At 71.7% G+C, this 14714-nt stretch carries 13 protein-coding genes; 9 read left to right on the forward strand and 4 right to left on the reverse strand.

What is annotated here, in order from left to right; genetic code table 11:
- Positions 1 to 134: 134 nt before the first annotated feature.
- Positions 135 to 593, reverse strand: coding sequence for a cupin domain-containing protein (locus IE269_RS39900; RefSeq protein ID WP_189828245.1), 459 nt, complete (start codon positions 591 to 593; stop codon positions 135 to 137).
- 19 nt (positions 594 to 612) lie between these two features.
- On the reverse strand, positions 613 to 759 hold the full coding sequence (locus IE269_RS39905) for a hypothetical protein (RefSeq protein WP_189828246.1): 147 nt from the start codon (positions 757 to 759) through the stop codon (positions 613 to 615).
- 208 nt (positions 760 to 967) lie between these two features.
- Here IE269_RS39905 and IE269_RS39910 point away from each other — a divergent pair, with 208 nt between their 5' ends.
- Complete coding sequence (locus tag IE269_RS39910) at positions 968 to 2395, forward strand: NsdA family TPR-like regulatory protein (protein ID WP_229898539.1); 1428 nt, start codon at positions 968 to 970, stop codon at positions 2393 to 2395.
- An 843-nt stretch (positions 2396 to 3238) separates the two neighbouring features.
- On the opposite strand, the gene IE269_RS39915 is transcribed toward IE269_RS39910, so the two are convergent.
- Positions 3239 to 3517: a hypothetical protein gene (locus IE269_RS39915; RefSeq protein WP_189828247.1), complete on the reverse strand. Its 279-nt coding sequence runs from the start codon at positions 3515 to 3517 to the stop codon at positions 3239 to 3241.
- Between the two features lie 107 nt (positions 3518 to 3624).
- Between IE269_RS39915 and IE269_RS43545 the strand changes: the two genes are divergently transcribed.
- Both IE269_RS43545 and IE269_RS39920 read left to right on the forward strand, forming a co-directional pair.
- A complete protein-coding gene (locus IE269_RS43545) occupies positions 3625 to 3759 on the forward strand; it encodes a hypothetical protein (RefSeq protein WP_268253650.1) in 135 nt (44 codons plus the stop codon).
- A 99-nt stretch (positions 3760 to 3858) separates the two neighbouring features.
- Positions 3859 to 4029, forward strand: coding sequence for a hypothetical protein (locus IE269_RS39920; RefSeq protein WP_189828248.1), 171 nt, complete (start codon positions 3859 to 3861; stop codon positions 4027 to 4029).
- A 398-nt stretch (positions 4030 to 4427) separates the two neighbouring features.
- On the opposite strand, the gene IE269_RS43550 is transcribed toward IE269_RS39920, so the two are convergent.
- Positions 4428 to 4559, reverse strand: coding sequence for a hypothetical protein (locus tag IE269_RS43550; RefSeq protein ID WP_268253649.1), 132 nt, complete (start codon positions 4557 to 4559; stop codon positions 4428 to 4430).
- Between the two features lie 325 nt (positions 4560 to 4884).
- On the opposite strand from IE269_RS43550, the gene IE269_RS39925 reads away from it, so the two are divergent.
- The 6 genes from IE269_RS39925 to IE269_RS39950 all read left to right on the forward strand — a co-directional run bounded on the left by IE269_RS39925 (position 4885) and on the right by IE269_RS39950 (position 14513).
- Entirely contained in the window at positions 4885 to 7110 is a 2226-nt protein-coding gene (locus IE269_RS39925; protein WP_189828249.1) for a conjugal transfer protein, read from the forward strand.
- Positions 7107 to 7469 (forward strand): hypothetical protein, encoded by a 363-nt coding sequence (locus IE269_RS39930; RefSeq protein WP_189828250.1) that lies wholly within the window; start codon positions 7107 to 7109, stop codon positions 7467 to 7469. Before IE269_RS39925 ends, IE269_RS39930 begins: the two co-directional genes overlap by 4 nt.
- 83 nt (positions 7470 to 7552) lie before the next feature.
- Entirely contained in the window at positions 7553 to 8149 is a 597-nt protein-coding gene (locus IE269_RS39935) for a hypothetical protein (RefSeq protein ID WP_189828251.1), read from the forward strand.
- Positions 8150 to 8158: 9 nt separating this feature from the next.
- On the forward strand, positions 8159 to 10750 hold the full coding sequence (locus IE269_RS39940) for an ATP-binding protein (RefSeq protein ID WP_308437010.1): 2592 nt from the start codon (positions 8159 to 8161) through the stop codon (positions 10748 to 10750).
- A 122-nt stretch (positions 10751 to 10872) separates the two neighbouring features.
- Positions 10873 to 13389 (forward strand): hypothetical protein, encoded by a 2517-nt coding sequence (locus tag IE269_RS39945; RefSeq protein ID WP_189828253.1) that lies wholly within the window; start codon positions 10873 to 10875, stop codon positions 13387 to 13389.
- Positions 13386 to 14513 carry a C40 family peptidase gene (locus IE269_RS39950; protein ID WP_189828254.1) on the forward strand — a complete coding sequence of 376 codons (1128 nt, stop codon included), beginning with the start codon at positions 13386 to 13388 and terminating at the stop codon, positions 14511 to 14513. The genes IE269_RS39945 and IE269_RS39950 overlap by 4 nt, the downstream gene beginning before the upstream one ends.
- Positions 14514 to 14714 lie beyond the last annotated feature (201 nt).

Genomic DNA, 14714 nt, shown 5'->3' on the forward strand with positions numbered 1-14714 from the left:
CAAGGCCGACCACTTCCTCGCCTTCACCAGCATCGCCTGTACCCTCATCTGCTACCGCAGACTCGCCAAATGAGATGACTTCTTAGCCGGAGCGACGGGCCACCTCAGCCCGCCGCCACTGGGCAGAGCAGCTTTCAGCTCGCACCGTCATGGTCGTCCCAGTGGGTGCCGAAGCCTTCGGTTTCGGTCCAGGAGGCGTACGCGTTGATCTGGCAGTCGGTCCGCAGCCAGGACTCCAGCTCGTCGGCGAGAGTGCCGAGCGCAGGGTGCAGGTGGTCGATCTGGTCGACCACCAGCGAGGCCCCCTCGGCGAGCCGCTGGTGCAGCTCGGCGGGGTGGACGCGCTGCCACACGGTGTGGCGGCGGGTGGTGACCGGCACCGCGTACCGGTGCTGCGGGAGCATCTCGCCGCCGGCCGACAGCCGCAGCCGGGGCGGCTCCAGCCGGTGCGTGGCGATCAAGTGGTTGAGGTCGTCGTATGACAGGAGGGCGCCGACATCGGGCACGGCGCCGGGTACATGCAGGTAGTCGCGGTGCAGCGTCTCGGCCCGGAAGTCCGGGCCGAGACGCTCCGCGATGGACACGAAAGCCACCGCTAGATCACCGCGCCTTTCAGTCGTTGCCGTCGGACTTGCCGGTGCCGCCGCCGTCGGACTCCGACAGGCAGCTGCCGCGGTCGCGGGCCGACTGCACCAGACGGCGGGCCACGACCAGGCCGCCGCCCACACCCTTCTCGGTCGTCGTGAGGTTCTCGGCCATGCTGTGCCTCCCAGGAGGGGGGTGTCCCGGCCTGCTGCCGGGCTTGCCTCTTCAGCGTCCCGCTCCACCTGGCGCCCCGTCATTGCCCGTCGGGGGCAGGGACATTGACGGTAGGTGTCAATGTCCCGGGGTGCCCGAGGGCCTGCCGGGCCGGTGAGGGCTCGGCTACGGTGAGCGAGCCGACCGCCTGACACCCCGGGGGCGCCCCATGCTCACGATCACCCGCTCACGCCGCGCCGAGATCGTCCGCGAAGCCGCCGCCGTCCGGATGCGCTGCCAGCGCCACGGGCACAGCACCGAGCGCACCGTGACCGCGATCCGTACCGCCCTGCCCGAGGTATCCGCACTGGAGGGATGGCGGCTCGCCCTGGGCTGGTCGAGGGCCGACACCATCACCCAGGTCCGCGCCCTGTACGTCGCCGACGGGCTGCGCCCGCCCAGCCTCACCGAGGCCAAGCTCTGCCGGTGGGAGCACAACCCCCGCGAGTGGCCGGGCGAGGAGTACCGGGTCATGCTCTGCCGCGCCTACGGGGCCCGCCCCGCCCAACTCGGCCTCCCCGGCAGAGACAACGCGACAGGGCCCGTCCGGTACGGTCGCCCCCAGACCGATGCACGCGCCGAGGCGTACGGCCTCGTACGGGAGATGGTGTTGCCGATGACCACAGACGCAGGGCTCCCCGCCGTCCGTGAATCCCTCCACCTCGCCCTCCTCGCCGACCCGGCGGGCAGCAGCACCGTCACCGAACTCGCCCAGGCCGCCGTCGAGCACTACGCCCTCAACTACTCCACGCACCCGCCCGCGCTCCTGTTCGCCGAGGCGCGCACCGCCCGGGGGCTCCTCACCGAGGCACTCGTCGAGCCGTCCGTCACCGAGCCGGTCGCCACCGAGCTGCGGCGCACCATCGGCTGGCTGTCCGCCCTCCTGGGCAACGCCGCCTTCCACCTGGCCGACCTCACCGGCGCCCGCGCCCACCTCGCCGCCGCCGTCACCTACGGCACCCGCACCGGGGACGCCCGCCTGACGACCTGGGCGTACGGGGCACAGAGCATGGTGGCCCGCACCCTCGGCCACTACGACCAGGCCCTCACCCTCGCCGAGCACGCCCTCGCCCACGCCCCGGCCGGACTCCCCCGCGCCCAGGCCCACGCCTGGGCGCACCTCCCCGCCCTCGCCGGACAAGGCCGGGCCACCGACGCCGAGACCGCACTCGCCGACGCCCGCCGCCAGCTCGACACCGACCCAAACGGTTTCACCCCCGGCCGGTTCGGCTTCGACGCCGCCGAACTCGCCCTCCACGAAGCCGAAGCCCACATCCGGCTCGGCCGCACCGCCCTGGCCATCACCTGCGCCGAAACCTCGCTGACCACAACCACCACCGGCACGCCCGGGTGGGCGGCGGCCTCCCTCGTCCTGGCCCAGGCCGAAGCTCCCGCCCAGCCCGCCGACGCCGCACACCGCGCACTGCACGTCCTGGACACCGTGCCGCCCGCCCGCCTGCGCTCCACCACCCGCACCCGCCTATCCCGCCTGGCCCTCGACCTCACCACCACAGACGCCGCAGGCGTCGCAGACCTCCGCGACCGGCTCCGCACCCTGCCCCCGGCCATCGACCACCACGGCGCCGCCACCGCCTGACCCACCCCACCCGCACCACCGCCGTGCCCACGCCCGAAGTCCCACCACCCCATGGGGTGGTGGGACTTCGCCGCTCTCCGGACTTCAATCCAGAAGGGCGGCCAGGATCAGGCCGTCCAGCCCTGGGGTGCCGATGGCGAAAGCCCTACTAGTGCTCGACGCTGTCAGGAGTCGGCTTCACCTCGCTGCACGAACGCCTCGACACCACCACCTCCTCATGTCAGAACCACTGACATCCCGATGGCAGACGACATGGCAGGCTGTCCTGTCTCTGGGATGTCCGGGCAGTCTCGGAGATCACCCGGCTGCGAAGCGCCTCGGTCATGTCCGGGCAAGTTGCGGAGTGTCCCGTCATCTCCGGGTACTGCGGGCACGGCGCTTCTACGGTCGTAGCGTCTGGTCAGCACTGTGCCGGAGGCCGGGGTGGCGGAGCATGTGCAGGTACCGGAGGACTTCGAGGTCGAGTACGTCACGGCGAAGGCAGACGGTTGCGGGGGCTGTCTTTTTCCAGCGCCCTGCCTCGTGTGCTGACCCAAACACTGACCCAATTGGAAAAGGCCAGGTCAGCGACATTCCAGTCACACCTGGTTCCAAGCCGAGAGCAGGAGGTGAAATGCCCTTGCGTCGGATAATGGCGAGCGTGGTTCCAACCGGGGCTACGGCTTCCTCGCGCTGCTCGACAAGTGGTAGCCGTGGCACTGAGGGCACCGGTACACCCGCTGTTCGCCCCGACCGGCCGCCTCGGCCCGGGACATGGACATCTTCGCAGTGATCTTGTCCGGGTAGCGAACCTTGCCCGTCGGACAGGTCGTAATATGCCGGCGCACCATCGCCCCTCCTCCCCTACTTCGCCTTCAGCAGCTGCTGGACGCGCGGTACGGACAGACCGAGCATCGTTGCGACCTCGGCCATGGTGCGGCCCTCCTTGAGGGCTGCCACGGTTTCGTGGCGCACTTGCCGTACGTCGGTGACCGCCTCCCCGAGCTCGTCGTGAGCGGAGCGGGCCGCCTGGTCGCGCAAGATCAGGTCGTCGATTCCCCGCAGCGCTTCGCCCAGTTCACCCCGGAAGCGGCGCACCAGGGCCAGGACGGCTTCGGCTTCGGGGGTCTGCGGTGTGGTCATGCGGCCAGGGTAGCCGGATTCCAAGATTATTTATAGGGGGGTCTTGCTTTCTTATAGACCCCCCTATAAGCTGGTGTCACACCACGGGGAGAGAGGAGGTGAACAGCATGGACATTGGGGAGATCAGCCTCATCGTGAACATCGTCATCCTGGCGGTGAACACGGTGGCCGCGATCGCCGCAGTGATCGCCATCCGGCCCAAGCGCACGCGCAAGGACCGGGGGCGTCACCGCCGCGAGTGACGGCACGGAGTGGCCGGGGCCCGCTTCCACAGGGGTTCCGGTCCCTCCGGTCTCCCCCAACACCTCTGCCCCACCGGCGACTACCTGAAGGAGGAAAACGTGCGCACCGCGAGCAAGGCACTGACCGTGTGCACCGCAGCGAGCCTGATCGCCAGCATCGTCACCGCGATCACGATGGGATTCCAGCCGCTGATCTGGGCGACGTGGGCACTCCTCGCGGTCATCACCGTCGCGGTCATCGCTGGCGAGCGGCGCGGCGCCGGCCGCTGAACGGCCCGCTTTCGCGTCCTGGTCCCGCCACAGAACACCGGGACATGAACCGGGCAGAGCCGACGGCCCGGCCCGGAGAAGAGACAACGACACCTCTCTCCCTCTGGGAGAGAGGTGTCGTTGTGCGTCAACGCTGACCCTGAGCCCGTGACCTGCCTCGATGCGCCCGGGCCTGGAATCGAGCCGCAACCTGTTGCGCGACTGGCACCGCAATCAGTTGCGCAACCTGCAACGCAACCTGGCAACGCAACCGGTTGCGCAACCTGTTGGTCTGTCCGCAGCACCGCCACTGTCGGTACGTAGGCACCGTGCAGGAGGAAACGAGGCCCCGCATCGTCGCGAGGGGTGCGTCAGCGAGAGTGGCCCGTCGACGAAGGCGGCCGCGATCGGGGTCCGGCCTACTCGTCGATCTGGTGCAGGAGTTCGTCGTGCAGAAACGTCAGCTCCCACGCCTGTTCCTGCAGCACCTCAACGACCTTCTCCAGCTTCCCTCTCACCATGTACGGGACGCTGATCACGCTATCCAGCAAGGACCCGCCCCTACCGGCGAATGCCGGATCACATCGCCCGCCGGTGGTCCTGGGTGCGGGGCGTCGTGATCAGCGCCGTCCACTCAGCGGGTCGCATCACTCACCCCCGCGGCGCCCCAAGCCCGGCATAGCCGATCCCAGGGCCTGGTTCTTCGCCTCGGCTGCTGACCCGGCGGGCCCGGGTCAGCGCTCGACGCTGACCCGATGGCCGGGTGGGTGTTTGGGCAACCGTTTGACCTGCTCCTTTACCTCTTTGGGTGCGCGGATGGGTCAGGGGTGCTGAGGAGAGTGCACGGCAGATGACCTTGGGCTGAGGAGTTGTGCCGTGGCTGGAGTGGTGGGTGTAGGCGAGCAGTGGCGGGTCTTTGACTCGCTGGACGCCGAGTGGGCGCTGGTGGACGCTGACGCCGCGCACGCGAGGACCGTGTACGGCCTCCTCCAGGACAGCGGGGTCCTGAGCGCGGACGACGTGGCGGGCGGACTCGCAGAGCTCCTCGCAGAGTTGGAGCGGCGTGATCGCCGTCTGGGCCCTGCGCACAGCGACCAGTGGCTCTACGTGCTCCTGGACGCCGCGGCGGGGAACGGGGAGACGGCCCGGCTGGCAGCGCGGGTGGTGGTGCAGGCGATGCTGCCCGGTGCGGTGCGGCTGACCCGGCGCCTGCTGCGGGACGGGCGGGACTTCGACGAGACCGGGCAGGTCGTCCTCGCCTGCCTGTATCAGGTGGTGCGCCAGTACCCGTTGTCGAGGCAGCGGCGGGTCGCGGCGAACGTGCTCCTGGAGACCCTGCACCTGGCCAGCCGCGAACTCGCTGTGGAGACGGCGGTCGAGGGTGCCGTGGCGTACGACGCCGACCGGTCCGCCCTCCGGGGCGAGCCGTCGGCAGACGATCCGGTTGAGGAAGCCTTCCGGGCCGTCTTGGCCCAGCAGGCTGCCGAGTCGGGTCTCGCCTCCGTGGAAGAGGTGGAGGGGGCGCGAGGCGAGCTGGTCGAACTCCTCCTCTGGGCAGTACGGGCAGGGGTACTGGCGGCGGAGCGCGCGCAGGTACTCGCGGCGGAGACCCGTGCCGGGGCGCGGGAGGCGGCCGAGCGGGCCGGGGTGTCGGCGGTCGCGTGGCGCAAGCGGTGCAGCCGCAACGTGCAGCAGTTGAGGGTGCTCGCCGGGCAGTGGGTGCAGGCCTCCTGCGTGCAGGCGGAAGTGGGGCCCGCTCTGTCACATCCGGGGCGGTGCGCCTCCTTGGGGCGGGTGTACGGCGGAACGGCCGCCGTCACAGGTCCCAGGAGGAAGCACGGTGGCGCAGCACAGGACAAGCACCGGGTGTGCGGAGGTACGGGAGTTGGCGCGGGCGCGCCTGCGGTTGCAGGAGCTGGCCGCGCAGTTGGAGGTGGCGCCGTTCGCACCGCGCACGGTCGAGCTGATGCGCCGGCACGTGGAGCAGGACGCGGAGTGGGGGCAGCGCGCCTTCGCCCGGTGGGCGGCGCTGCCCGTACGGGTGCGGGAGCAGCAGGCGGCGGCGTTGCGCGAGGAGCAGCGGTGAAGCGCCGTCGCGGTAAGCGGGGCGACATTGGGCGGGAGCGGCTGCCGGTGGAGGCGGGTGGCTGGGCGCTTGGGTCGGTGGGGTCGGCGGCGGCCGCCGTGACCGTGCTGCGGCGGGCGGCCTGGGGGCTGTTGCTCGCTGGTCCGGCGCTGGGTGCGTGGGCGCTGGTCTCGCAGCCCGCGCCGACCGTCGCGGCTCCGGCCGTACGGGCGGAGCGGGCCCCGGCGGCTCCGGCGGTGGGTCCCGGCGGGTTCGCCGAGTTGTTCGTCACTACCTTCCTCGCGGCCGGGGAGGGCGACGAGGCGCTGCTCGCCCCGTTTCTCCCCGACGCGCGGTCGGTGACGCTGTCCGGAGCGGTGGCGCAGCGGGTCGGGCAGGCGGCGCCGGTGGCGGTGCGTCAGGTGAGTGCCGGGTACTGGGTGGTGACCGTCGCCTCCCGCACCCGGCCGCCCGTGTCCGGGGCGGTGAAGGACGGGACGAAGACCCCCGAGGAGACTGCCGGGGCCGCGTTGCTGCGGTACTTCCAGGTGCCGGTGAAAGCCGGGCCCGACGGGGGGCTGGCTGCGGTGTCCCTGCCCGCCGAGGTGGGGCCGCCCGCCCCGGGCGAAGTGCCCGCGCTCGCGTACGGCCAGCCGGCACCGGCGGGCAAGAACGACCCTGTGGCCCGCACGCTCGCCGAGTTCTTCGGCGCGTATCTGGCCGGGCGCGGGGAGCTGGACCGTTACCTCGCCCCCGGCACCGCCCTCACCCCGCTCTCGCCCGCCCCGTACACGCAGGTGGGCCTCGGGCAGCTCGCCGAGGTCGGCACCAACGACCCGGCCACCGCCTTCCCGGCGGGGGCGCCGGTGGCCGACGGGGTGCGCCGTCAGGTGCGCGCCGAGGTCACCGCGACCGATGCGGCCGGAACCAGGCGCCCTTTGTCGTACGCCGTCGCGCTCACCGCGCGCGACGGACGGTGGGAGATCGCCTCGGTGGGCGGCGCTCCCGTACTCACCCCCAACGGAGATGCACGATGAACAACCTGACGGACCTGGTCCTGGCCGCGACGATCGACGACGCCACGACGCTCGGCAACAAGATCGACAAGTTGCTGAAGTTCACCGTGATGTCGCTGATGGTGACCGTCTCGACGATCGCCACCTGGCACAAGACGAAATCGATCATCGCCGCCGGTGCGGCCGCCCTGGGCGGACTCGCCCTCTGGTTCGTGGTGATCAACGGGGTGGTGTTCCGCGACAGTGTCGGCGAGGACCTCACCCCCAACGGGCCCGCGGCGCCCCCGGGGAAGAACGACCAGGGTGCTGGCACCGCAGTCGTACGGCTCGCTGAAACTGGCCAGCAGAGTCCGGTGCGCCCGGGCGGTGAGCTCCAGTGAGTGCGGCTGCCGCCCCCGTTGCGGGGGGAGCGGGCGAGGTCTTGGTCGGCCGGTGCTACACCAAGGCGCGCAAGCATCCTGCGGTGATCGGGAAGTGGCCCGGCGGGCGGGCCCGGCTGTGGGGCGGCCCGTACACGATGACGCAGATGGCCGTGCTGCTCGTCTCGCTGGCGGGGCTGCTGCTCACCAGCGACCTGTGGGCCCATTTCGGGCTGGGCAACATCCTGATCGCCATCGGGGTGCCGTACGGGCTATCGCTGCTGGTGCGGCACGTCCGGGTCGACGGCCGCAACCCCCTGGCGGTGGCCGTCAGCGCGGTGGGGCTGCTGACCTCACCGGCGGCGGGCCGCTTGGGCGGGAGGCCGCTGGCGGCGGTCGGCCGGTACCGGCCGCTGATCGGGGTGTGCACCGTCACCGTCAATCCGGGCTCGCCGGACGGGACTTCGGCGGACAGGGGGCCGGTACGCCCCGTGCGGTCGCAACGCTTCGCCGCGCCCGCGCTGCGCACGGCCATGTCTGCGCCTCGTGCCGGGATCCGGTCGGCCGCGAGCGTGCCGTCGCGCGCGGGAACCGGGCGGGCGCCGGTCTCGGCGGCCTCTGCGCTGCTTCACGCACGCCGCCAGGAGGCCGTCTCCCGTGCTGGCAGCAGCCGCTCGACGAAGACGAATCAGGGGGTGTGAGGGATGCGGATGCCGGTACGGCATGTGGCGCAGAACGTGGTGTGGACCGTGCACGGCAGCGTGTGGGCGGTGTACCGGGTGGCCGGTGCGGACGCCGCGCGCACCTCGCGCAGGGCCAAGGAACAGCGGCTGCGTCAGCTGGAGACGCTGGTCAAGCAGTTGCGGGGGGAGTCGATGCTGCTGAGCCTGTGCCCGGCCGTCGACCCGCAGAGCGTGGTCACCAAGATGTGCACGAACATCGACATGGCCGCTTCGCCCCGCTACCGCGAGACCGTCCAGCTGCTGCACGGGCAGCTCGGGGAGCTGGAGCTGACCGGGCGCACCGACTGGCTGGCGGTGCCGCTTTCGATGTCCCGCGGCGAGCGGGTGCGGGAGATGGTCGCCTCGGCCCGCGCGGATGTCGCCTGGCAGCTGGGGCTGCTGCCGAAGGCGGTGTCCGCGCGTGAGGAAGCGGCGCGGCTCACGCAGGCCGCGCAGATGGCGTCAATGTGGCCTGCGGGGATCGCCCTGCGTCCGGCCTCCACGGCGGAGATTCTGTGGATCTACGGGCACAGTGCGCGCCGTGGCGTCGCCGAACCGCTGCTGCCCGACGAGGCGAGCGGCGTGCGGCGGATGCGGGGGCGCGGGCGCGGAGCGGCTGCTTTGGGGCAGGTGGTGCTCGCTGAGGGCGGCGACCGCCTGAGGAACGTCGCGGGAGCCGACGGGACCATGAACCCCGGACCGGGGCGGGAGCAGGCCAAGGCGGCGGGGCGGCGTACGAACCCGTTCGCACGGCGGTGGCTGGAGGTGACCTCCGAGTGGGGGCCCTCTTACCAGGCGCTCCTCGCGCTCGCCGAGATGCCCGAAGCGTTCTCCTTCCCCGGCTCCGAACACCTCGCGGTCCTCGACGACTTCTCCTTCCCCGTCGACTGGGTGGTGCGCCTGCACGTGTCGGGCGGGGCGGAGGCGGAGGCGAAAACCCGCCGCCAGGCCCGCGAGCTGGCCAACCAGTACAGCGAGTACGAGGGCGAGACGGCCGGGGTGCCTGCGTCGGTGGACAAGGCGGCGAGCGGGCTGGACGAGTACCGCGAGCGCCTGACCTCCTCGGCGAGTGAGGTCGAGGTGCGGGCCATGACGGCCCTGTGCGTGTGGGGGGAGACGCCGGAGGAGGCGGAGCGGCGGGCGGGGGAGCTGGCCGGGCACTTCGGCGGCGGCGAGTACACCTTCGCCCGACCGCGCGGCGAGCAGGAGCGGCTCTGGTACGGGATGCTGCCCGGCACCTCGGTTCCCCCGGTGCTCTCCCAGTACTCCCAGTACCTCCTCGCGCGGGATTTCGCGATGGCCGGTCCCTACACCGGGTCCGGGCTCGGCGACGCCACGGGCCCGTTGTACGGGCTGCAGTTGTCCAGCGGCGGGGTACGGCCGGTGCTGATCGACTGGCTGCGCGGGCCGGCGGAGAACCATTCGGCGACCGCCGCGATGGTCGGCGAGCTCGGCGCGGGCAAGTCGGTGGCGATGAAGTCGGCGGTCTACTCCGTGCTCGCTGCGGGCCGCCGGCAGCGCGGCGGGGTACGGCGGGGGCGGGCGGTTGTCGTGGACCGCACCCCGCAGCAGGAGTGGGTGCGCTTCGCCCGGGCCTGCCCGGGCCAGTGCGAGGTCATCACCGTCGACGACCAGGCCGCCCTCTCCCTGGACCCGCTGCGCATCTTCACCGCCAAAGGGGAGGCGCAGCGGTTCACCGAGTCGTTCCTGACCCTGCTGCTGGGTCTGGCGCCGATGAGCGACGAGGGCATCGCCCTCTCCGAGGCCGTCGAGGCCGTCCTCGCCCAGGAAGGGCCGTCGATGCAGGTCCTCCTGGAGGAGTTGACGAACCGGGGGGCGAACGGGGACGGGCCGTCCGCGATGGCGGCCCGTCGGCTCGCTGCCGTGCGCCGCAAGGACCTTGCCCGCGCGATCTTCGACCAGTCGCTGCCCGTCGTACGGGACTCCACCGCCGACAGCGTGGTGTTCGCCGTGTCCTCGCTGGTGCTGCCGAAGAAGAGCGAGCTGGAGGCGGGGCGGCTGGAGAAGCTGGAGTTCGAGAAGACCTTCGGCCGTGCGGTGATGTACCTGATCGCCGCCCTCTGCCGGAAGATCGTCTACGCGCGGGGGGACGAGTTCGCGCTCGCGGTGTGGGACGAGTGCTGGTGGCTGACCTCCAGCCCGGAGGGTCTCGAACTCGCCCTGGAGCTCACCAAGGACGGCCGCAAGCACAACGCGGGCGCGCTGTTCGGCAGCCACGACGAGGACGACATCGGCTCGGAGTCCAGCGAGAAGGGCCGCCTTCTGCGCGGCCTGATCGCCCGCAAGTTCCTCTTCCGCCACACCGACCGCCATCTGGCCCGCCGCGGCCTGGCCTTCCTCGGCTGCGACCCGGACGACGAAGACCTGATCACTCTGGTCACCTCCGGCCTGTCCCCGGCCGGACCCGAGCTGGACGACGCCCAGCGGGCCGCGAGGGCGGGCGAGTGTCTGCACCGCGACCTGGGCGGCCGTATCGGCGCCATGCAGGTCACCCTGCCCGCCGACCAGCAGGCCGCCGACGCCATCCACTCCCAGCCGATGCACGGACAGGCCGCATGACCAGGTCCACACCCGCCATGACCGTCGCCGGGCGCCGGGCCGGTACGCCGCCCGTGCCCGCCAGCGGAAGGACCCGCGTGCTCGTGCGTGCCCTGGCGTGTGTTCCGCGAGGGCCAGGGCTCGTGGATGCGATCGTGCGACGGGGGCGGCGGTGGCTGCGGCCCCAGCGTGTTCTGCGGATCGGGCTGCTGCTTGTGCTGCTGCCGGTCGTGATGTCGGCACTCCTGGCGGGGGCGGCGGCCGCCGCCCCCGTGCCGCCGCCCGCTCCGGGAGCGTCCACACCGCCGGTACTGCTCGGCCCCGAGACGGACCCGCTGTTGCGCCCCGACGGACCGCTGGCGCCCAAGCCGCCGCTGCGGCCCCCGCCCGCGCAGCCGGCCGATCCGAGCGACAGTCCGCTGCTCAAAGACGCCGCCCAGAGGGAGCGGGACGCCAAAAAGAAGGCCGAGGCCGCCTACCGGCAGCGGGTGGCCGACTACATGAAGGAGCAGGCGGCCCAGGACGGCATCCTCGGCTCTTTCGGGGTCACTGACCGCGAGGGCAACCCGGTTACGTCCTACCGCATCTACGCCGATACCGGCGACTGGACCGAATGGGACCTGAGCGCGGCGCACTTCATGGTCGAGATGCTCTTCCTCGGCAACAAGTGGGCGATCATCTTTCCCTGCTTCCTGATCTCCTGGGGTCTCTCCTTCAGCCTGGCCGGGCTGCTCCTCAAACCGGCCCTGCACGTCTCCTCGTCGCTGTACGGCGGGGTGGTGGTGCAGATCGGACTGCCCGGACTGGCCCTCACCATGGCGCTGGTCACCGCAGCGTGGCAGCTGATGTTCGGCAGCCGGGTGCGCGGCTGGGGCGAGTTGGTGGCCGCGCTGGTCATCTCCGCGCTCACCGTGGGCGCGCTCGCCTCCCCGCCCCAGCTGCTGCTGAGCAAGGACAGCGGGGCCATCGCCGTCGTGCGCGACCTTGCTCTGGAGGCGGCCGCGCTGGTTCTGGACCAGGAGGCCATCGAGGAGAGCCGGCCCACCACCGACGCCCAGTGGGAGCGCTCTGCTGCCGGAGGCACCGTCGGCGCGCAGGTCCGTACGGCGTCCAGTGCCCTGGCCCGGCCGATCATCGATGCGCTGGTCGACGCGTTCGTGGCCCGCCCGGCCATGCTGCTCTCCTACGGTCGCGTCTTCGACGGCAAGTGCGGCAAGGCCTTCCGCAGCTCCCGTATCGAGCAGGCCATGCTCGACCAGACCATCGACGAGGCCCTCAACAAGGCCGTCAAGAACGACAGCGACTTCCTCAAGAAGTTCCCCGTCGTCGGTGATCTGCTCGGCGGCACGTACGAAACGGTCGGCGAGATTCCTAAGAAGGTCGTCCGGGAGGCGCTCACCAGCAACGGGCCCATCGGGAAGTTCGAGAAGGAGTGCGTCGGCGGCAGCAAGGCCGCGAAGAAGGCCTCCGTGGACAAGGTCGGCGGCGCGTTCTTCATGTTCGTCGCCTCCTTGCTGGTCTCTGTCTTCCTGGTCGTCGTCGTCTGCGGGTTCCTTTTCGGGCAGATCCGGCTCGCGCTGGAGGCCATGCTCGCGAAGGTCGCGCTCGCCGTCGGGGTGCTGCCCGGGCCGGGACGGGCCTGGCTGTGGGACCGGGCCCAGGCCATCGTTCGCAGCCTCGCCCTGATCCTGGCCTCGGTCGTCTGCCTCGCGATCCTCATCGTCCTGATCAACGGCGTCCTCAACGCCCCCGAGGGTGATCTGCCCGGCGGGCTGACGGTGCGGTTTGTCGCCATCGACTTCGTGTGCGTCGCCATGTTCCTCTACCGCAAGCGCCTGGGCCGTTCCACCCGGAGCATGGTGCTGCGCGCCCGCCAGCGCCTCGGGGCCAGCCCGCTCGGCGGCGCCACCGCCCCTGCCAGTCTGGAGTCCCCCCGCAAGCGGCGCGGTCTTGGCAAGGGGCTGCTCGTCGGGGGGCTCATGCTCGGGGCGCTCGCCGCCTCCGGGGGCACCAGTGCGGCGCTCGGCGGCACCCGGCTTGCCGGCGGCCGCCTCGCCGCCCGCCTGGGCGGCACCGCCGTACGCGGCACCAGCCGCGCGGTGGGCGAAGTCGCCCGCGTGGGTGCCAAGGGGGCAGGAAAGACCGCCCTGTTCGGGCTGAAGGCCACCGCCGGACTGCCGGTCTACGGGCCGCGCGCCGCCCGCCACCTCCGCGCCACGGCCGCCCGTCTGCCCCAGCAGATCGCCACCGGCAAGGCTGCGGCGCTCAGGGACGTCCAGCGCACGTTCGCCCCCATGGACGCGTTCGTCAACGAAGGCATCCATAACGTCCGTTCCCTGGGCCGCATCGTCACCGGCCGCGGCGGCCTCGGCCCCTACACCCCGCCCCGCCCGCCCACGCCCCGCCGCATTCCCCGCCCCGCCCCACGGCCGGTACCCCCCGTTCCTCCGGCGCCGCCTGCGCCGGCTCCCCCACCGCCGCGGTCGCAGCGGCAGCGGCCGCGCTTGGCTCCGGCCACCGTGCCGCCCGCCAACGCCACCCACGCCCTACTCCAGCGCCGGCTTCACCGGGCCCGCAACCCGCGCCCCCAAACACTGCCGCCCGCCTCCGCGCGACGAGGCAACAGCTCGGGTACCGGGGCCCATGGGGGCCGGCCATGACCGACGGCAAGAAGCTTGCCCTCGCCGGCGCCGTCCTCCTGACACCGATAGCCCTGATCCTGGGAATGCTCCTGCTGTTCGTGGCCGCGGTCGCCAACGGCGCCGCCGGCCACCAGGACGAGAAGCAGAAGCGCTCCCGGACGGCCGGTGCCAGAGGGGCACCCGCCGCGGTGCAGGGCATCGACGCGGTGATGCTGTCCGCGTACGAGAAGGCCGCACAGAACATCACCATCATCCGCCCCAAGTGCGCCGGGATGCGCTGGTCGGTCCTGGCCGGGATCGGGATGGTCGAGTCCAACCATGCGAGCGGCCGCACCATCGCCGAAAACGGGAACATCACCCCGCGCATCATCGGGGTGCGCCTCAACGGCAGTGGGCAGGGCGAGAACAAGGACGCCCACAGCGACACCGACAACGGGAAACTCGACGGCGACACCGCCTACGACCGGGCGGTGGGGCCCATGCAGTTCATCCCCGCCACCTGGAACGGCCCCTCCGGACAAGACGGCAACGGCGACAAGAAGAAGGACCCGCACAACGCGTTCGACGCCACCCTCGCGGCCGCCGCCTACCTCTGCGGCACCCACGCCGCCGACCTCACCAACGAAGCCCAGCTCCGCAAAGCGGTCTTCCGCTACAACCACTCCCAGACGTACGTCACCAAGGTCACCGGGCACATCCGCGACTACGACAGGCTCGGCCCCGCCGCAGCGGCCGCCGGCTCCCCGGCCGGGAAGGCGACGGGAAAGGCCAAGGCGGTCATCGACGCGGCCCTCGCCGCGAAGGGCACCCCGTACGTGTGGGGCGGAGGCACCATCCACGGGCCCAGCAACGGCGGGTACGACTGCTCCGGCCTCATGCTCTACGCCTTCTACCAAGGCGCCCGCCTCACCCTGCCCCGCACCTCCCAGGAGCAGCGCAAGGTCGGCACCAAGGTCTCCCGCGACCAGATGCGCCCCGGCGACCTCATCGTCATCAACAACAACGGCAACTGGGGCCACGTCGGCCTCTACCTCGGCGGCGGCAAGATGGTCCACGCCCCCAACCCGCGGCGCACCGTCGAAACCGTCGGAACCGCTGGGTACTGGGCTGGCTTCGACTGGGACGTCCGGCGGGTGCTGTAGTACGACGGCTCGGGTTCTTTCGGGAATCCAGTCCTGCGGCAGACCAGCGAGTACTACTCTGGTTCGTTGACGCCGCTGGTGTAGCGGCCGAACGCCTGCGCATAGGACCGCGGTCTGAAGGCGCACGCCCCGTGTCTCCCCGCTCTCAACTTCCAGGGTGGGCAACCGGATTGCCAACGGCTGGTGTGCTGGCGCTGAGTA

Origin of the sequence: Streptomyces spiroverticillatus, assembly GCA_014650415.1 — a bacterium.
In the GTDB taxonomy this organism is placed as follows: domain Bacteria; phylum Actinomycetota; class Actinomycetes; order Streptomycetales; family Streptomycetaceae; genus Streptomyces; species Streptomyces spiroverticillatus.